Genomic DNA, 18286 nt, shown 5'->3' with positions numbered 1-18286 from the left:
CGCTTCGGTCCTCCGGGGTGGCACGAGTGGGTACGGTGACGCTCGATGAGCGCCATCCGCCAGCGCACGAGGATCGACAGGGAGGCCGAGGAATCGGCGCTCTCCCCAGCTGCCACGCGGTCCCACGGGGCCGGGGACCGGCGCGAACCCGAGGAACCGCACGAGTTCAGGACGTGCTTCGAACGCGATCGCGACCGGATCATCCACTCCAAGGCGTTCCGCCGGCTGAAGCACAAGACACAGGTCTTCATCAACCCCACGGGTGACCACACCGTCACCCGGCTGACCCACACCCTCCAGGTCGCCCAGGTGGCCCGGTCGCTGGCGGGGGCCATGGCCCTCAACGAACCGCTCGCAGAGGCAATCGCGCTGGGCCACGACGTGGGCCACACCCCGTTCGGCCACATCGGCGAGGACGCGCTGGCCGAGTTCTTCGACGACGGCTGGGTCCACTCCCGCCAGTCGGTCCGAATCTTCGACGTCCTCGAGCCCCTGAACCTGTGCGAGCAGACCAGGGACGGGATCCTGCGCCACCCGTGGAAGGTCCAGCCGCCACCCACCACCCCGGAGGCCATGTGCGTGCGGTTCGCCGACCGCATCGCTTACCTGACCCACGACGTGCTCGACGCGATCCGCGCCCACGCCATCGAACCCGGGGACCTGCCCGCCACCGTGACCGCCGCGTTCGGCGAACCGGGCTCGGGATGGATCGGCCTGCTGATCAACGCCGTCGTCCAGCGCTCCCTGGACGTCGGGACGGTCCAGATGGACCCTGCAGTCCTGCCCGTCATGCACGAGCTGCGCGCGTTCATGTTCGACCGCGTCTACATGGGGCACGACCAGCAGACCCACACGAGGTCAGCCAAGCGGATCGTCACCGAGCTGGTGGAGTTCCTGCTCGAGCACCCCGAGCACATCACCGACACCTACACCGACCCCGACGCCGACCGGATCACCCGGGTCGCCGACTTCGTGGCCGGCATGACCGACCGATACGCCCTCGCCCTGCACGATCGCTGGTTCCGCCCGCGGCTGTTCGAGGTGGGTGTGCTGCCCCCCGTTCCGTCCTCCCAGACCACGCCTTCGAGTCCCGCGCATCGTCAGTAGAAATGCGCGGAGGCTCGCGGCCTGATACCTCTCTAGGCACTCATGGCCAAATCACTTGTCATCGTCGAGTCGCCCGCGAAGGCGAAGAAGATCGGCGGAATCCTGGGCTCCGACTACGTCGTCGAGTCCTCCGTCGGTCACATCCGAGACCTCCCGGCCAACGCCGCGGAGGTGCCTGCCGAGCACAAGGGCAAGCCGTGGGCGTCGATGGGGGTGGACACCGAGAACGACTTCGAGCCCGTCTATGTCATCAACCCCGACAAGAAGAAGACGGTCTCCACACTGCGCAAGCTGATGAAGGACGCCGACGAGCTCGTCCTCGCAACGGACAAGGATCGAGAGGGTGAGGCCATCGCGTGGCACCTCCTCGAGATCCTCAAGCCCAAGGTCCCGGTCAAGCGCATGGTGTTCGGCGAGATCACCAAGCAGGCGATCGAGGAGGCCATCGCCAACACGATCGACCTCGACGACCGGCTGGTCGACGCACAGGAAGCCCGGCGCATCCTCGACCGGCTGTACGGCTACGAGCTGTCGCCGGTGCTGTGGAAGAAGGTCAACCCCGGCCTGTCCGCAGGCCGGGTCCAGTCCGTCGCCACCCGTGTGATCGTCGAGCGCGAACGCGAGCGCATGGCGTTCGTGTCCGCCGATTACTGGGACCTCGCCGCCAAGCTGCGCAAGCCCGACGCCGCGGACGCGGTGGCGGGCAACGCGCCGTTCGACTCCACGATGGTCGCCCTCGACGGCAAGAAGCTGGCGTCCGGGCGTGACTTCGCCCAGGACGGCACGATGACCAGCCGCGAGGTCGAACGCCTCGATCAGGTCCGCGCAGAGGCGCTGGCCGACGGCCTCGACGGCGCGGACTTCACCGTCGCGTCGGTGGAGACCAAGCCGTACCGGCGCAAGCCGCCGGCGCCGTTCTCCACCTCGACGCTGCAGCAGGAGGCCGGGCGCAAGCTGCGGTTCTCCACCCAGCGCACGATGCAGGTGGCGCAGCGGCTGTACGAGAACGGCTACATCACCTACATGAGGACCGACTCCACGATCCTCTCCGACACCGCGCTGCAGGCGGCGCGCAGGCAGATCACCGACATGTTCGGGCCCGACTACCTGCCCGACAGCCCGCGGATCTACGCCAAGAAGTCCAAGAACGCCCAGGAAGCGCACGAGGCCGTACGCCCCGCCGGCGAGACGTTCCGCACGCCCGAGTCCCTGAAGTCCGAGCTCGGCGCCGAGGAACGCAAGCTCTACGAGCTGATCTGGATGCGCACCATCGCCTCCCAGATGCCCGACGCGGTCGGCCAGACCGTGTCCGTGCGCCTGGACGCCACGGCCACCAGCGGACAGCTCCAGGGCGCCACGGCGACGTTCTCCGCCAGCGGGCGCACCATCACCTTCCCCGGCTTCCTGCGTGCCTACGTCGAGGGGTCCGACGACCCCGACGAGGCGCTGGCGGACCGCGAGACCTTCCTCCCCCCGATGGAGGAGGGCGACGTGCTGTCCGCCGACGAGGTCACCGCCGACGGCCACTCCACCAAGCCGCCGGCCCGCTACAACGAACCGAAGCTGGTGCAGAAGCTGGAGGACCTGGGCGTCGGGCGCCCCTCCACCTACGCCTCCATCATCGGCACGATCATCGGCCGCGGGTACGTGTGGAAGAAGTCCGGCGCCCTGGTGCCGTCCTTCACCGCCTTCGCCGTGGTGACGCTGCTGGAGCGGCACTTCTCCCACCTCGTGGACTACGAGTTCACCGCTCGCATGGAGAACGACCTCGACGAGATCGCGGCCGGCAACGCCGACCGCGTGCCATGGCTGTCGGGCTTCTACTTCGGTGGCGACGGGCGTGACGGCCTGCACGACATGGTCACCCACCGGCTCGACGAGATCGACGCCGCGTCCATCAACTCCATCCCGCTGGGCGAGGACTCCTCCGGCGCGACGATCGTCGCCCGGGTCGGACGGTACGGCCCGTACCTGCAGCGTGGTGACGACACGGCGTCGATCCCCGACGACCTCGCGCCCGACGAGCTGACGGTCGAGAAGGCCGAGGCGCTGCTCGAGGCACCCAACGACGACCGGTACCTGGGCGACGACCCCGAGACCGGCAAGCCCGTGGTGGCCCGCAACGGTCGCTTCGGGCCCTACGTCCAGCTGGGTGACCCGGCGGACGGCAAGCCCGAGAAGACTGGGTCGCTGTTCTCCACGATGGCGCTGGACACCATCGAGCTGTCCGACGCCCTCAAGCTGCTCAGCCTGCCGCGTTCCCTCGGGCCGCACCCCGAGGACGGCGAGCCGATCATGGTGCAGAACGGCCGCTACGGCCCCTACCTGAAGTGGGGCAAGGAGACCCGGTCGCTGGGCAGCGAGAACGAGCTGTTCACCATCTCCATCGACGACGGCCTGAAGCTGCTGGCGCAGGAGAAGAAGAGCGCCCGCGAGCGCGCCAACCCGGTGCTGCGCGAGATGAGCGCCAAGGACCCGATCTCCGGCGGCGACCTGTCGATCCGCAACGGTCGCTTCGGTGCCTACGTGACCGACGGCGAGGTCAACGCGTCGCTCCGCAAGGGCGACACCATCGAGGACCTGACGCCCGAACGGGCCGCCGAGCTGCTGCAGATGCGCCGCGAGCGCATGGCGGCCAAGGGCACCAAGCCCAAGAAGAAGGCCGCAAAGAAGAAGTCGACGAAGAAGGCCACCAAGAAGAAGTCGACCAAGAAGACGGCGAAGAAGGCAACCACGAAGAAGGCGGCCAAGAAGGGCACCAAGAAGACGGCGAAGAAGTCGAGCTGACGTTCGGGTGACCGGTCACGGCCACGGGTCACGACCGTGGTCGTACGGTCAGTGACCTGCTCGTGCGCCTGACCTAGGCTGGACCCACCTCTGCGACGAGGCACCACCGTCATGCCCAGCGACCCCTCCTCCTTCCTCGATCGTCCCCCCCATCACGACGATGGCTCCGACGACGTGGCCGTCCCGTCCACGGGGTCGGCCTACAAGGCGCTGCTGTCCAACCGGAACTACCGGCTGTGGTTCGCCTCGTCGTTCATCTCCGCGCTGGGCGACTGGATCGGCTTCGCCGCGCTGACCGCGCTCGTGCCGGCCCTGGAGGGCGCCAACGCCCAAGCGGGCCTGTTCGCCCTCGGCACGTTGCTGCTGATGCGGCTGCTGCCCAACGTCATCTTCGGGCCGCTGGGCGGGGTCATCGCCGACCGGTACGACCGCAAGCGCCTGATCGTCATCACCGACATCGCCCGGTTCGTGTTGTTCCTGGCCGTGGCGTTCAGCAAGGACATCGTCGCGCTGTTCGCGCTGACGTTCCTCGTGGAGATCTTCAGCGTCGTCTTCCTGTCCGCCAAGGACGCGTCGATGCCCTCGGTGGTGGAGGACAAGGCACACCTGAGCGAGGCCAACCAGCTGAACCTGCTGGTCAGCTACGGCACGCTGCCGCTCGGTGCCGCCTCGACGTTCATCATCGCCGCGCTGGCGACCACCTTCGACGGGCTCCTGCCGGAGGGGACCGACCCTCTTCGGGTGGCGCTGGTCGTCGACGCGATCTCCTACCTGTTCAGCGCCTGGCTGATGTCCCGGGTCGACCTGCCCGGTGAACGGGAACGCCGCGCCGAAGCGGCGGAGTCCGACACCAACGTCCTCCAGGAGCTGCGTGACGGCCTGGAGTTCATCCGTGGCTTCCCCCTGCTGCGTGCCCTGATCTCGGGCATGGTCGGGGTGTTCTTCGGGGCGGGCCTGATCGTCAGCCTCGGTTCGCCGTTCGTGCAGTCGACCCTGGACCGGCCGGAGTCGGACTGGACGCTGCTGTTCACCCTTGTCGGCGTGGGCCTGGTCGTGGGCATCGCCGGCCTGGTCCCGCTCATGCGGCGCTTCGACCAGGAGAAGTCCTTCACCGGCTTCCTCGCCGCGGTGGGCCTGATCGCCGGGGTCATCGCGGTGGTCCCCACCTTCGAGCTGGTGCTGCCGCTCGGCTTCGCGCTGGGGGCGGCCGCCGGTGTGGCCGTCGTGCAGGGCTACACCCTGCTGCACGAGCACACCGTCGACGAGACGCGCGCCCGCACGTTCGCGCTCTTCTACACCCTCACCCGTGTCGCCCTGCTGCTGTCGTTCGTGATGGGTCCCTACGTGGCCGGCTCCATCGAGGGGCTGACCCCGCTGTCGGGCATCCGGACGATGCTGCTGGCGGGCAGCCTCGTGGCGGCGTGGTTCGGCCTGCGCGCCCGTGTCGCCATCGGCCAGATGAAGGCCGAGGACGCCGATCGCGTCACGATCACCTCGACGGTGCCGCGGCAGTACGCCGGCCTGTTCATCACCTTCGAGGGGGTCGAGGGAGCGGGCAAGTCGACCCAGATTCGCCTCCTGGCAGAACAGCTGGAGGCCGAGGGCCACGAGGTCGTCGTCACCCGCGAACCCGGCGGCGCCCCGATCGCCGAACGCATCCGCAAGCTCGTCCTCGACCCCAGCGTGGAGGACATGGGTGACCGGACCGAAGCGTTGCTGATCGCGGCCGCCCGGGCCGACCACGTCGACAAGCTGATCCGGCCTGCGCTGGATGCCGGCAAGGTCGTGTTGTGCGACCGCTTCGTCGACAGCTCGCTGGCCTACCAGGGCCACGCCCGTGGCCTGGAGGTCGCCGACGTCCGCGAGGTCAACAAGTGGGCCGTCGACGGCGTCAACGCCGATGCGGTGGTGCTGCTGCGGCTGGACCCGAGAGAGGGCCTGCGTCGGGTGGAGGAGCGGGCCGAACGCAACCGTGCAGAGGCCAGGCACTCGCTGACGGGCAAGGTCTTCGAGCTGCCGGGCACCTTCACCGAGCAGGTCGCCAAGGACCGCATGGAGGCCCAGGGGCTGGACTTCCACCGCAAGGTCGCCCGGGGGTTCCTCGACCTGGCCCGGCAGGACCGCCGCCGCTACGTCGTCGTGGACGCCACCGCTGACAGCGACGTCGTGGCCCGCCAGGTCCGTGCCGGCCTGAACCGCTGGGTGCCGCTGCCGGTGGACGATGTGGCACCGGGCCGCGAGGTCGACATCACTGACGTCGAAGCCGCGCAGGTCGAGGCGGCTCGGATCGAGGCCGACGACATCGATATGGGCACGGCCGAGGTCAGCGATCCCCCCGGCGAGGAATCCTCCGCCTGACCGCTGGTTCGGGTGGTCCTACAGGACGGTCAGCACCGACCACAGCGCGATGCCGATCACCGGTGAGGCGACCAGCAGCAAGGCGATGATCTCGATGGTGCGCTGACGGACGGTGAGGGGCACGTCGGCGTGGGTGGTGGTGAGGTCCATGGTGGGTGGTTCTGGGGGTCGACTGCGGGTTGCGACCACTCATTGCCAGCCCACCCCGTCCCCAAACCCCACCCGCGGTGCGGTTTGTCACAGGGCGCCGGTAGCCTCGGGCACGACATGGAGCACGACACCGACATCTGGGACATCCCGGCGCAGGGCAAGGCCACCGACGTGCTGTCGCGCGCCGCGGCCCGGGGCGACATCGGCCACGCGTGGGCCTTCGTAGGCCCGCCCGATGTCGGGCAGGAACAGGCGGCCCGCGCGTTCGCCGCGGCAGCCAACGACGCCCTCGACGACCCGATCCTGCTCGGCCGCTTCATGCGCGGTGCCCACCCTGCCTACCGCGAGTTCGTGCCGACTGGTGCGTTCCATCGCAAGGAGGACGTGCACGGCCAGTGGCTGGAGGCCGCCAACTCCACGGTGAAGGAGGGACGCGTCAAGGTCCTGCGGATCGTCGCGGCCGAGCTGATGAACGACAACGCGGCCAACGCCTTCCTGAAGGCCCTCGAGGAGCCGCCGCCCGGCACGGTGTGGATCCTTGACCTCGCCGACCCCGAGGAGGTGCCGGACACCATCCTCTCCCGCTGCCGGGTCGTGCCGTTCGCTGCGTGGACGCTGGACGGGCTGCTCGCCCTGGCCGGTCAGCTGGGGCTGGAGGGTCCCGATGCGGCACTGGTCGCCCGGGTCGCCATGGGGTCCCCGACGACGCTGCGTCGGCTTGCGGACCCCCAGTCGTTGGAGGACTTCCGCACCCACCGGCAGTGGATCAGCCGGGTCCGCGCGGACGGACCGGGCTATGCGCTGCAGGCCACGGCGGCGTTGAAGGCCGAGGTCCAGCGCAGGGGCAAGGCCATCGACGTCGAGGGCGCCAACGCGCTGGAGTCCCTGACCGAGCTGTACGGCGACCAGCCACCCCGCCCGGTCGTGAAGGAGCTCGAGGAGCGGTACAAGCGCCTCTCCCGGGCCGAGCAGACGATCACCATCCAGCAGGCGCTCGACGACGTGGTCACCTGGTGCCGTGACGTGGTCGTCGTCGCCAAGGGCGGCGACAGCGGCTCGGTGCGCAACATCGACGCCATGGCGGCGCTGCGCGAGGACGCCGAGACGTTCTCCGTGGCCACCCTGCTGGACGTCTGCGACACCGCGCTGCACACGCGCGAGGCCATCGAGGTCAACGTCAAGTGGGACCTGGCCATCGAGGCCTTCGTGCTGGGCGCCCACGCGCGCGCCCTTGCCGGCTGAGGCGTTTTCGCTTCAGGTTCCAGCACTGGGCGTAAGGTCGGACTACGGACCGGCGTACCCCTCGGTGAGCGCCGACCGGGAGAAGCCATGGGCTGGAAACGTCGACCGATCACCGCATCGGTGATCCGCATCCTCGTGACGGTGGCCCCCGTGGCCGCCAGCATGGCCGCGGTCGCCCTGCTGTGGCGTCCGGCCCCGCCGTCCGCCGGGATCGGCCTGGTCCTGCTGCAGGCGCTCGCCATGGCGATCGTCGTGGTCACGGTGTTCGTGGTGGGCCGGAAGCTGGCGATGCTGGCCCTGCCGCTGGAGGCGCTGTATCGGCTGGACCTGGCGTTCCCCGAAGCCATTCCCAGCCGGTTCAGGTTGGCTCGACGCGTCAACGCCCAGCGCACCCTCGAGGCGCGCGTGGCGGATGCCCGGGCTGCCAGCCGGGGTGATGACGTGACCGCCGCGGCCGAGGCCGTCCTGGAGCTCCTGCTTGCCCTGGACCGCCACGATCGGCGCACCCGCGGTCACGCCGAGCGCGTCCGGGTCTACACCGACGTCCTGGCGCTGGAGCTGGGCCTGGCCGAGGAGGATCGCGACAAGCTGCGGTGGGTGGCGCTGCTGCACGACATCGGCAAGCTGCACGTCAGCCCCGAGCTGCTGAACAAGAACGGCGCTCCCGACGACCTGGAGTGGCAGGTGCTGCGCGCCCACCCGGACGCCGGGCGGCTGCTGCTGGGCCCCTTGGGGGACTGGCTGGCCCCGTGGAGCGACGGGGTCGCCGAGCACCACGAACGGTGGGACGGTCGGGGGTACCCCCGCGGACTGCGTGGCCACCAGATCAGCCGGGCCGCACGCATCATCACCCTCACCGACAGCTACGAGGTGATGACGGCGCCGCGCAGCTACAAGCCCGCGATGTCGCACGGCGAGGCGCTGGAGGAGCTGAAGGCCCACTCCGGAACCCAGTTCGACCCCGAGATGGTCCGGGCCTTCATGGCCATCCCGCTGCGTCGCCTGCGCCCCACCCTCATCGGCGTGGCGCTGCCTCCGCTGGCCCGTGGCGGCTACGAGCTGGCCCGGATGTTCGCGGGGGCCCCGTCGCCGCAGGTGTCCCACGTCAAGCAGGCGCTCGTGGGCGGTGTGGCCGTGTCGGTGGCGATGGCCGGGGCCATGCCCGGTGTGCCCGGTCCTGCCGTGGGGGGCGACCCGCAGGTCGTGGTGGCGTCGGTGCCCCACCAGCCGGACTTCCTGTCGTTGCTCGACGACGACGAGGTCGATGTGCCGGAGGTGGAACGCCACACCTTCGACGTCGGTGAACCGCTGGGCGCGACGTCGCGCGAGGTCGACGTCCCGGCGGTCGTCGAGGAGGCTCCGCCGACACCGGAGCCCATCGAGGAGACACCGCCTCCCGTCGAGGACACGCCGTCGACGCCCCCACGCGTGCCCCCGCGTCCCGCGTCCACGACCACGGCCCCGCACGCGGTGGAGCCGACATCGACCACTCCCGCACCCCCTCCTGCCGAGCCCGCCCCGGCGTCGGAACCGGCCCCGCCGGCGCCGGCTGACGAACCGGCCGAACCACCGTCAGCGGCAGGACCGGAGCCGGTTGCTCCAGACCTCGACCCGCCGGTCGAGGAGCCCCAGCCCGTGGCGGAACCGGAGGCGGTCGAGCCGATCGTCGACGAGCCTCCGCCCCGGCACGGTGAGGATCACGACGACGACCGTGACGACGACGACCGTGACGACGACGACCGTGGCGACGACGATGACGACGGCCGATGGGACGGCCGACACGGCAGGGACGACGACGATCGCGACGACGACGACCTTGACGACTGGGACGACTGGGACGACGAGGAGGACGACTGACGTCCTGCGGCGGCGGCCGTCACCCCGTCGGTGCACCCGTGGCCGCGGGCAGGGCGGGCTGTGCCCCGGCGTCGGTGCGGAGCTCCCGCACCACCTGTGCGCCGGGGGCGGTCTCGGCGAGGCGGCGTTGACGCTCGCTGCCGGTCCCACGTTCCAGGATCTGCTGAACGCCGCTGGTGACCCGATCGAGGTCGCCGTGCCGCTCCAGCGCGTCGCGAGCCGCAACGAGGGTCGTGTCCACCACCTCGGCTGCCGGGACGGGTCGGAGCGCGAGCGGGTCGAGCAGGCGCTCCTGCAGCCCGTAGCGGCCGGCACGCCACATGGCCGCGTCGAGCAGGTCCGATGGGACGTCGGGGTCGGGCAGCGCACCGTCCAGGGCCGCAGCAGCCAGACCTCGGTACAACCCCGCCAGCGTCACCGTGTCCTCGGTGTGGAGCGGGATGTCGACCACCCGGCACTCCAGCGTGGGATGGACCATGGACGGTCGCAGGTACCAGTAGAGGTAGCTGGAGTCGGCCACGACCTCGGCCTCGACCAGCTGGGCGACATGGCGTTCGAACGCCGCCGCGTCGTCCAGCGGCGGTGGGAAGCCCGCGGTCGGCCACCGCAGCCACACCTCTGACCGGAAGGAGGCATAGCCGGTGTCCTGTCCCTCCCAGAAGGGCGAGTTGGCCGACAGCGCCAGCAGCACCGGCAACCACGGACGCAGGATGCGCGCGACCCGGACATCGGTGTCGCGATCACCCATCCCGACGTGGAAGTGCGCACCGCACACGACCTGTTGCTCGGCGATCAGGCGATAGCGCTCCCACATGGCGTCGAAGCGGGGTTCCTCCCGCCTGACCTGCTGCTCCGCGGCCGAGGAGAACGGGTGGGTGGCCGTCGGCAGGATGGCACACCCGGCAGCAGCGGCGGCGCCGGCCAGGTCCTCCCGCCGCAGCACCAGCTCGGCCTCCAGGTCGGTGAGCGACCGATGGACCGTGGTCGACAGCTCGACCTGGCAGCGGTTCATCTCACGTTCGATGCGGTTCGGCCACGCGGACTGGAGGTTGGCGATGACCTCCTCCACTCGAGGGACCAGCCGACCGTCGTCGGGGTCGACGAGGAGGAACTCCTCCTCCACGCCGAGGGTCAGGGAATCAGATGTCGCAGGCATGGGTAGGCCATACCCGAGGCGGGCCGCCGCCTATCCACCGACGCTGGACCATCGAGGGAGAGGAGCCCCACGTGCCCACACCACCGATCATCGGCATCACCGCCACCCCGTCGACGCACATGTCACGAACCCTGGAGATCGAACGGCCGATCGACGCGCTCGACCGCAGCTACGTCGACAGCGTGGAGGCAGCCGGCGGCGTACCGGTGCTGCTTCCCGTCGTGTCGCCGACGCTGGCCGACCGCTACGTCGAGCGGTTGGACGGGATCGTCATGTCCGGCGGTGGGGACATGGATCCATCCATGTACGGCCACCAGCGGGCACCCGAGACCGACGGGGTCAACCAGGAACGTGATGCCTTCGAGCTCGCCGTCGCCACCGCCGCGCTGGAGCAGCAGCTTCCGTCCCTCTTCATCTGCCGGGGCATGCAGGTGCTGAACGTCGCCCGCAACGGCACGCTGCACCAGCACCTCGCCGACCCGGAGGACCGCTTGCACATGGAGCCCATGTCCTGGGCAAAGGGCACGCACGAGGTGCGGGTCGAGGAGGGCACCCTCCTGGCTGGTCTGGTGGGGACCGACATCGCCGTCAACAGCCTTCACCACCAGGGCGTGGACGCCACCGGCGAGGGGTTGTCGGTGGTGGCGTGGGACGACAGCGACGTCGCGGAGGCCCTCGAGGTCGCTGGCAACCCGCGGGCCCTCGGCGTGCAGTGGCACCCCGAGATGCTGTTCGGTGATCCGGTCTCGGGTGAGCTGTTCGGATGGCTGGTGGACGAGGCGATGGAGCACCACGCGGAGCGGGCCGCGTGACCCGGCCGACCGGGTACGACCGGTGCAACCGCTACACGACGATCATCGTCGACGAAGCGTTGCGACGCGGCCTGGACGTCGAGGTGCTCGACCCGGAGCTCGGCGAGCTGCGGATCGGTGACGGCATGCGGGAGGAGGTCGTCATCCAGTCGTTGTCGCAGCGCCTGCCCGCCGTCAGCTACTTTCGCTGCGAGCACAAGGTCGCCAGCCGACGGGTCCTGTCAGCCGCTGGGCTGCCCCTGCCGGCCGGTCACGTGATCGCCGACGACGCCACCGACGAGACGTTCCTCCGCCAGCACGGCACGGTCGTCGTCAAACCGGCCCGTGGCGAGGGTGGGGAGGGTGTCACGGTCGGCGTGGCGGACGTGGCCGGCCTGCACGAGGCCGTCGAGGTCGCCAGACGCCATCACGAAACCGTCCTCGCCGAGGAGATGGTCGAGGGCGAGGACCTCCGCGTGCTGGTCATCGACGGCAGCGTGGTCGCGGCGTCGGTCCGCCGTCCCCCGGTCGTGGTCGGCGACGGGACACGGACCCTGGGGCACCTCGCCGAGGCCCTGAACGCCGAGCGGCGCGAGCGGGAGGGTGGGATCGAGGTGCCCCTGGACGATCGGACCCTCGATGTCCTGGCGGGGCAGGGGACGTCCCTCGACGACGTGCTCGACGACGGTCGCCGTGTCGTGCTGCGACGCACCGCCAACGTGCACACCGGCGGCACGATCACCGACGTCACCGATCGGCTGCACCCCTCGTCGGTCGAGACCGCGTGTCGTGCGGCCCGGGCGGTCGGCGCGCCCGTGCTGGGCGTCGACCTGATCGTCCCGGACGTGGATGGCGACGGTGGCGTGATCATCGAGGTCAACCCGATGCCGGGCCTGGCCAACCACGAACCGCAGCCCACCGCGCAGCGGTATCTCGACATGCTGTTCGGCGCCGAGTGACCTCGACGCCGAACGCGAACTCTCGACTGGCCGCTTGGCCCTCTTCTCGTCGATCTCCTACTTGTCGACTGAGGGGCCGTCGACCGCCGGACCGCGGACGCGTCGCTGGTCGGTCAGCTCGTCGGGGTGGTCGTGGCCGGCGTAGGCACGGCCGAGGCGGTTGATCATGCCCTCGGCGTCGTACTCCTCAGCCATGTCGGTCTCGTACAGGTTGCCGACGTCGTCGGTCAGGTCGATCCGCAGCGGACCCTCCGAGCGCAGGGCCTGGACGATCTCCTGGTCGGTGGAATCCACTCGCAGGATCCAGCCGCGCTCGACGGCGAGCGGCTTGGTGGACACGGTTGCACCCAGGTACCCGCCGGCCAGCCAGCCGAACGTCGAACCGGCGGCGGCACCGATGAACAGCGCGAAGAAGATGCGGGTGCCCAGGTCGGCATCCCCCCACCCGAAGAACGCGACGGGCAGCAGCAGGGCGGCACCGATCGCCCCGCCGACCAGCGCGAAGAACGTCGAGGACTTGGCGGCCTGGCCGGTCATCGGGGGCGTCGCGGGCATGGGGCCGGCGTGGCGGGATTCGGCCTGTTCCTCGGCGACCTTCGACGCCGCAACGTCGGCAGCCTCCTCGACGTGCACGGCGTCGGGACCGGCGATGGCGGTCACAGCTTCCTTGGCCCGCGTGGCCGAGGGCTGATCGGGATAGACGGCGAGGGTGCGTGTCGGAGTCATGCCGATTTTCCTTCCCGAGGACGGTGATTTCGACACATTTTGGGCCCGCCACCGGGTTGCTCGTCGGCCGGGCGGGTGTGTGGGTCGCCCGGTCTCGTGGGTCGCCCGGTCTCGTGGGTCGCCCGGCCTCGTGGGTCGCCCGGTCTCGTGGGTCGCCCGGTCTCGTGGGTCGCCCGGTCATGAGTTGTGCAGCTCGGCCGGCCTGTCGTCCGAGGTGCACCCATCCCGGGCCGTTGTGTGCAGCTCGGCCGGGTGGCTGGCCGAGGTGACCAAAACCACGCGCCGGGTCGGGCCGGGCCTGGCCGGTCCGTCGGTCCCGGTCCCGGCCGGTCCGTCGGTGTCGGGCGCCGGGATCAGTACAGGCTGGGTGCCCCCATGTGGTCGTGGCGCATCATCAGGTAGCTCGCGCGGGCCGACGCGAGGGAACCACGGGGGTGGTTGCTGGCGGTGTCGCGCTCCCAGACCAGCTCGTGCCCGGCGAGGTCGCTGACCTCGGCGAGCTTGCCGAAGAAGTCCTTGAAGGGCACGTCGCCCTGCCCGACGTCGCAGATCCCGTCCATGGGGTAGGGGGCGTGAGTGACGTTCATCGGCGTGACCTGCTGGCCGGCGACCTGCTCGTTGGCCAGCGCCCGGCCGTCCTTGACGTGGAAGATCGGGAACCGCTCGGGGGCGGGCAGGACGAATTCGACGGGGTCGAACAGCAGGCCTTGGGCGGACATCGCCGTGAAGTAGGCCCAGTAGAGGTCCATCTCGAAGAAGACGAGCTCGGGGTCGGTGTGGGCGAGGAGGACGTCGAGCGCGAGGTTGCCGGGGGAGTCCAGGACCGGGGTGTAGGGCTCGGGGTGCATGTGGACGTAGAACTTCACGCCCTCGGCGGTGCACTGGGCGCCGAAGGCGTTGAACTCCTCGGCGGTCTGCTTCCAGGCCTCGGTGTGGGCACCGTGGATGTTGGTGATGAGGCTGATGCCGGTGTGGGGCAGGCCGAGGGCCACGGCGGTCTGGAGGGACGCGTTGTCCATGCCGGCGTGCTGGCCGACCGGGTGCATGCCGAGGTCGTCGAGCATCGTCCGGGCCTCGTCGGCGGTGGCGCCTCCCAGGCCGGCGAACTCCACCCCGCGGTAGCCGATCTCGGCGAGGGCGGTCAGGACCGGGCCGAGGCCCAGGCTGCTGATCTGGTCGTTGACGGAGTAGGTCTGCACGCCGATGCGGCTGGGCGGAAGGTTGGTGCCGACGTCGTCGGTGAGGTTCGCGTCCGGATCGGGCTCGACGCACTCGGGCGGGTCGACTTCGTTGGCCTGGGCACGACCGCCGCCGAGTGCAACCGCAGCCGCAGCGCTGGTGCTGGCGCCGAGCATCCCTCGTCGGCTGAGGGTGGGGATGGGGCGGCTTGCGTCCATGGCGTGGTCCGTTCGGCTCGGTGACGGGAATGGCCTCGTGCACGAGGTATTTCGCCGTTGACACAACGAACTCCTGCACGTGGCGGAGGGTCGGCCCAGCCGTCGTGAGCGGCCCGCCCGGTCAACTGGCCCGATCCGCGGTGGCCCGCTACCCTGATCGTCCGCCCAGCGCGCTGGGCCCCAGCCGGGTTAGCTCAGTCGGCAGAGCGATTCACTCGTAATGAATAGGTCCGGGGTTCGATTCCCCGACCCGGCTCCACACGAAACCGCAGGCCAGAACGGCGTTCGGGCGTCGTTGGTCGGCCCGTGCTGCTGGTCCTTGATCTCCCGATTGCAGTTCCGTTGCAGTGGACTGACCTTCCGCGTCCGATCGCGGAGTGAGCAAGTACCAGTGCGGGCCCTCTCAGGGGACCTTCGGTCGGGGTCACGGTCGCACGGCGCGTCAGCCTTCGTTGAAGAGGGTTCGGTCGAGGCCGAGCTGGGCGAAGGGGGTCCCGCAGCCGAAGGCGACCATTTGGTGATGGCCTGCCGCATGGCGGTGTTGAGGCCGTCCGGGTCGTCGATGTCGGGGTCGAAGACGACGGTGGCGACGTCGATCTGGTCGCTGGGTGCCGTGTTGTTGGGCTGCTGGCCGACCGCATGGCTGCCGTGGGTGAGGGCCGGCTGCTGGTGGCCACCGACCGGGTCACCACCGCCGATGGGATCGCTGCGGCACGGGCCCGACGGTTCGACGTCCGCGGCGGACCACGCCGAGCGGCGGCTATCACGCCAAGGTCTGGTTCGTCACCCGCGGCGGGCAACATGCGGCACTGATCGGGTCGGGCAACTGCACCGGAGGGCTTGCCGTCAACGACGAGGCCCACACGCTGCTGCAAGGCGATGACGTCCAGGACGAGCTCGGCCGGCTCGAAACAACCCTCGAGGGCTGGTGGGACGTCGGGCATGCCGACCCGGCCAGCCTGCTGCCCGACCTCCTGGTCGCCGATGTGCTCGACCACGACCTGTGGGCACCGCTTGATGCCAGCCTCACCCTCGACCCCATCGTGGAGACCGCCACAGGGGCCCGCAACACCGTGGTCGACTGGGACCGCACCGGCTTCCGGGTCCGCACCGGAGCCAGTGACGACAAGGGCACCGGAGCCCCGCTCGTCCCTGCCTGGATGGTCGAGCCGTCGCAGGAGGCCTGCTGGACCGGCAGGCCCGGCAAGGTCCCGCCTCAGCGCGTGCTGCTGCCCGTCGGCCTCGGGGATCGCCTCGTAGGTGACCTCGAGGTCGGCGGAGGACCGGGCAGAGCCGACACGCTCACGGCGCCGAGCACCCGTCGAAGCCCCCTGCATGCGCGTCGGGCATTGAGCCGGACCGAGACCGGTATTGGAGGACATGATGTCCGTTCGCAGAGACTCGGACACGAGCCCGCACCTGAGCCGACCGCGGGCCGGTCTGGAGGGACCGATGCCAGCCGACGAGCCGACCGCCGTGATCGAGACCGACGTCCTCATCGTGGGAAGCGGGCCCGCGGGCGCGTCGATGGGCCTGTTCCTGTCGACCTGGGGGATCGACAACGTCATAGTGACCCGCTTCCACCGGCTGGTCCGGACCCCTCGCGCGCACCTGACGAACCAGCGGACGCTGGAGGCCCTTCGGGACGTGGGCGTCGAGCGGTTCGTCCGCGAGCAGGCCACCCCGCAGGACCTCCTCGGGCAGAACGTGTTCTGCACCGCCCTCGCCGGGGAGGAGGTCGGCCGCATCCACGCGTGGGGCACCCACCCGACGCGTCGAGCAGCCCACCAGCTCGCAAGCCCATGCGAGTACGTCGACCTGCCCCAGGACCTGATGGAGCCGATCCTGGTCCGCAACGCCACGCTGCGCGGCACCCGGATCCGCTACGACCACGAGTACCTGGGCCATGTCCAGGACGCCGACGGGGTCACGGCGACCGTCCGCGACCGCCTCACCGGGCAGGTCGTGGAGGTGCGCGCCAAGTACCTCTACGGCGCCGACGGCGGCAACTCCCAGGTCGCCACCGACGCGGGGCTGCCCCTGGAGGGCGAGATGGCCGTGGCCGGGTCGATGAACATCGTCTTCGAGGCCGACCTGTCCGAGTACGTCGCCCACCGACCGAGCTGCCTCTACTGGGTGCTCCAGGACGGTGCGGACGTCGGCGGGGTGGGCGCCGGGGTGATCCGCATGGTCCGTCGGTGGTGGCGCTGGTTGATCGTGTGGGGCTGGGACCTCGAGGACGGCCCACCGGACCTCGACGACGAGACCGCCCTGGGCATCGTCCGGCGCCTCACCGGCCTGCCCGACCTCGACGCGCGGATCGACTCGACGTCGCTGTGGACGGTCAACAACTCTTGGGGGACGGAGTACCGCAGCGGCCGCGTGCTCTGCGGCGGCGACGCCATGCACCGCCACCCCCCGACCAACGGGCTCGGGTCGAACGTGTCGATCCAGGACTCCTACAACCTCGCGTGGAAGCTCGCGCTGGTGCTGCGCGGCGTGGCGGACGACTCGCTGCTCGACTCCTACTCCGCCGAACGCGCCCCGATCGGTCGCCAGACCGTCGAACGCGCCAACCGCTCGATCAGCGACTTCATGCCGATCTTCGCCGCGCTCGGGCTGATGGACGCCACCACCCCCGAGGAGGCCATGGCCGCCATGGAGGCCAGGAAGGACGACACCCCTGAGGGCGCCGCCCGCCGTGCGGCGCTCCGCGAGGCCATCGCGGGCACGGAGTACGTCTACAACGCCCACGGCGTCGAGATGAACCAGCGGTACACCTCCGGGGCCGTCGTCGACGACGGGTCCCCGGACCCTGGCTTCGTCGGCGACCCCGAGTTGGACTACGAGCCCTCGACCCGTCCTGGGGCGCACCTGCCCCACGCGTGGCTGCGACGTGGCCCGACCGGTGCGGAGGTCGTCTCCACCCTCGACCTGGTCGGCAACGGCCGCTTCACCGTGCTCACCGGCATCGGGGGCGACGGCTGGATCTCCGCCGCGGAGAAGGTCGCCCACGACACCGGCCTCGAGATCGCGACAGCGTCGATCGGTCCCGGTCAGGACTACGAGGACGTCTACGGCGACTGGCCGGCGCTGCGGGAGGTCGGCGACGACGGCGTCCTGCTCGTCCGCCCCGACGGCCATGTGGCGTTCCGCCACCCGACCCGCGACGACGCCGCCGAGTCGCGGCTTGCCGACGCCGTCCACGCGATCCTGGGCCGCTGACCGCGCCCCCACCCGGCCCCCAGCTGCGGTCGCTGCCGCCTGCGGTCCCGCTCGGGCGCCTGCGGCTCGAGGTCGGACCGGTGGCGGAGCGTCACCCCGACCGCGACGGCGAGCGCCTGCTGGTCCCCGTGACCGGGGGCGAGCTCAGCACCGCGAGCTGGCGCGCCGTCGTCCTCGGCGGGGTCGACCGCGCACTCCGCCGGCCGGATGGGTCGATGCGCCTCGACGTCACCCTGGAGCTGCGGGGCGACGACGCCGCCGCGATGACGCTCCGCTACCACGGCATCCGGGTCGGGGACCCTGCCGCCCTCCGTGCGCTGGAGGACGGGGCGCCCGTGAGCACGGGTGCCTACACCCTCCACGTCGCCGGGGTCCTCGAGCACGCCGGAGCCCCGGACCTCGATGCCCGGGTCGTCGTCGGCACCGGCACCCGTCCGCCAGGGGGGCCGGTGTACGACCTCCACCTGCTCGATCGCCACGTCCGCCCGGCCGGTCGATGACGGGGCGCGGGCTCGACGCCGTCCGGTGAGC

At 70.6% G+C, this 18286-nt stretch carries 13 protein-coding genes and 1 tRNA gene; 10 read left to right on the top strand and 4 right to left on the bottom strand.

Going from position 1 to position 18286, the window contains the following annotated elements; translation table 11 throughout:
* Positions 1-45 precede the first annotated feature (45 nt).
* The 3 genes from DVS28_RS21420 to tmk all read left to right on the top strand — a co-directional run bounded on the left by DVS28_RS21420 (position 46) and on the right by tmk (position 6252).
* Complete coding sequence (locus DVS28_RS21420) at positions 46-1107, top strand: HD domain-containing protein (protein ID WP_114593279.1); 1062 nt, start codon at positions 46-48, stop codon at positions 1105-1107.
* Between the two features lie 42 nt (positions 1108-1149).
* On the top strand, positions 1150-3894 hold the full coding sequence (topA, locus tag DVS28_RS21415) for a type I DNA topoisomerase (protein ID WP_114593278.1): 2745 nt from the start codon (positions 1150-1152) through the stop codon (positions 3892-3894).
* Positions 3895-4005: 111 nt separating this feature from the next.
* On the top strand, positions 4006-6252 hold the full coding sequence (tmk, locus tag DVS28_RS21410) for a dTMP kinase (protein ID WP_114593277.1): 2247 nt from the start codon (positions 4006-4008) through the stop codon (positions 6250-6252).
* 18 nt (positions 6253-6270) lie between these two features.
* Here the strand turns inward: tmk and DVS28_RS30025 are convergent, their stop codons facing one another.
* Positions 6271-6402 (bottom strand): hypothetical protein, encoded by a 132-nt coding sequence (locus tag DVS28_RS30025; RefSeq protein WP_281273491.1) that lies wholly within the window; start codon positions 6400-6402, stop codon positions 6271-6273.
* A 117-nt stretch (positions 6403-6519) separates the two neighbouring features.
* Here DVS28_RS30025 and DVS28_RS21405 point away from each other — a divergent pair, with 117 nt between their 5' ends.
* Together DVS28_RS21405 and DVS28_RS21400 are read left to right on the top strand one after the other, a co-directional pair.
* Positions 6520-7644: a hypothetical protein gene (locus DVS28_RS21405; RefSeq protein WP_114593276.1), complete on the top strand. Its 1125-nt coding sequence runs from the start codon at positions 6520-6522 to the stop codon at positions 7642-7644.
* Between the two features lie 87 nt (positions 7645-7731).
* Positions 7732-9501, top strand: coding sequence for an HD-GYP domain-containing protein (locus DVS28_RS21400; protein WP_114593275.1), 1770 nt, complete (start codon positions 7732-7734; stop codon positions 9499-9501).
* A gap of 19 nt (positions 9502-9520) precedes the next feature.
* Here the strand turns inward: DVS28_RS21400 and DVS28_RS21395 are convergent, their stop codons facing one another.
* Positions 9521-10657 (bottom strand): carboxylate-amine ligase, encoded by a 1137-nt coding sequence (locus DVS28_RS21395; RefSeq protein ID WP_114593274.1) that lies wholly within the window; start codon positions 10655-10657, stop codon positions 9521-9523.
* A 71-nt stretch (positions 10658-10728) separates the two neighbouring features.
* Here DVS28_RS21395 and DVS28_RS21390 point away from each other — a divergent pair, with 71 nt between their 5' ends.
* A complete protein-coding gene (locus DVS28_RS21390) occupies positions 10729-11469 on the top strand; it encodes a gamma-glutamyl-gamma-aminobutyrate hydrolase family protein (protein WP_164710874.1) in 741 nt (246 codons plus the stop codon).
* The gene (locus tag DVS28_RS21385; RefSeq protein WP_164710873.1) at positions 11466-12407 is read left to right on the top strand and encodes an ATP-grasp domain-containing protein; all 942 of its coding nucleotides are present in this window, start codon (positions 11466-11468) and stop codon (positions 12405-12407) included. Before DVS28_RS21390 ends, DVS28_RS21385 begins: the two co-directional genes overlap by 4 nt.
* Positions 12408-12464: 57 nt before the next feature.
* Here DVS28_RS21385 and DVS28_RS21380 read toward each other — a convergent pair whose 3' ends face one another.
* Together DVS28_RS21380 and DVS28_RS21375 are read right to left on the bottom strand one after the other, a co-directional pair.
* Positions 12465-13133 carry a hypothetical protein gene (locus DVS28_RS21380; protein ID WP_114593272.1) on the bottom strand — a complete coding sequence of 223 codons (669 nt, stop codon included), beginning with the start codon at positions 13131-13133 and terminating at the stop codon, positions 12465-12467.
* Positions 13134-13486: 353 nt separating this feature from the next.
* Positions 13487-14530 (bottom strand): sugar phosphate isomerase/epimerase family protein, encoded by a 1044-nt coding sequence (locus DVS28_RS21375; RefSeq protein WP_114593271.1) that lies wholly within the window; start codon positions 14528-14530, stop codon positions 13487-13489.
* Between the two features lie 183 nt (positions 14531-14713).
* Between DVS28_RS21375 and DVS28_RS21370 the strand changes: the two genes are divergently transcribed.
* From DVS28_RS21370 to DVS28_RS28660, 3 genes are all read left to right on the top strand, one after another.
* Positions 14714-14789 (top strand) — tRNA-Thr (locus DVS28_RS21370).
* A gap of 1193 nt (positions 14790-15982) precedes the next feature.
* On the top strand, positions 15983-17755 hold the full coding sequence (locus DVS28_RS21365) for an FAD-dependent oxidoreductase (RefSeq protein ID WP_114593270.1): 1773 nt from the start codon (positions 15983-15985) through the stop codon (positions 17753-17755).
* Positions 17752-18255: a DUF3237 domain-containing protein gene (locus tag DVS28_RS28660; RefSeq protein ID WP_281273556.1), complete on the top strand. Its 504-nt coding sequence runs from the start codon at positions 17752-17754 to the stop codon at positions 18253-18255. The genes DVS28_RS21365 and DVS28_RS28660 overlap by 4 nt, the downstream gene beginning before the upstream one ends.
* Positions 18256-18286 lie beyond the last annotated feature (31 nt).

The sequence above is a fragment of the Euzebya pacifica genome (assembly GCF_003344865.1).
Taxonomy (GTDB): domain Bacteria; phylum Actinomycetota; class Nitriliruptoria; order Euzebyales; family Euzebyaceae; genus Euzebya; species Euzebya pacifica.
The sequence above is the reverse complement of the archived record's forward strand: the minus strand, read 5'-3'. Positions and strand labels throughout refer to the sequence as shown.

What these genes read in the sequence shown, in the direction of transcription:
- DVS28_RS21420 (WP_114593279.1), top strand. Translation starts at nt 46, where the DNA reads ATGAGCGCCATCCGCCAGCGCACGAGGATCGACAGGGAGGCCGAGGAA.
- topA (WP_114593278.1), top strand. Translation starts at nt 1,150, where the DNA reads ATGGCCAAATCACTTGTCATCGTCGAGTCGCCCGCGAAGGCGAAGAAG.
- DVS28_RS30025 (WP_281273491.1), bottom strand. Translation starts at nt 6,402, where the DNA reads ATGGACCTCACCACCACCCACGCCGACGTGCCCCTCACCGTCCGTCAG.
- DVS28_RS21365 (WP_114593270.1), top strand. Translation starts at nt 15,983, where the DNA reads ATGCCAGCCGACGAGCCGACCGCCGTGATCGAGACCGACGTCCTCATC.
- DVS28_RS21380 (WP_114593272.1), bottom strand. Translation starts at nt 13,133, where the DNA reads ATGACTCCGACACGCACCCTCGCCGTCTATCCCGATCAGCCCTCGGCC.
- tmk (WP_114593277.1), top strand. Translation starts at nt 4,006, where the DNA reads ATGCCCAGCGACCCCTCCTCCTTCCTCGATCGTCCCCCCCATCACGAC.
- DVS28_RS21405 (WP_114593276.1), top strand. Translation starts at nt 6,520, where the DNA reads ATGGAGCACGACACCGACATCTGGGACATCCCGGCGCAGGGCAAGGCC.
- DVS28_RS21400 (WP_114593275.1), top strand. Translation starts at nt 7,732, where the DNA reads ATGGGCTGGAAACGTCGACCGATCACCGCATCGGTGATCCGCATCCTC.
- DVS28_RS21395 (WP_114593274.1), bottom strand. Translation starts at nt 10,657, where the DNA reads ATGCCTGCGACATCTGATTCCCTGACCCTCGGCGTGGAGGAGGAGTTC.
- DVS28_RS21375 (WP_114593271.1), bottom strand. Translation starts at nt 14,530, where the DNA reads ATGGACGCAAGCCGCCCCATCCCCACCCTCAGCCGACGAGGGATGCTC.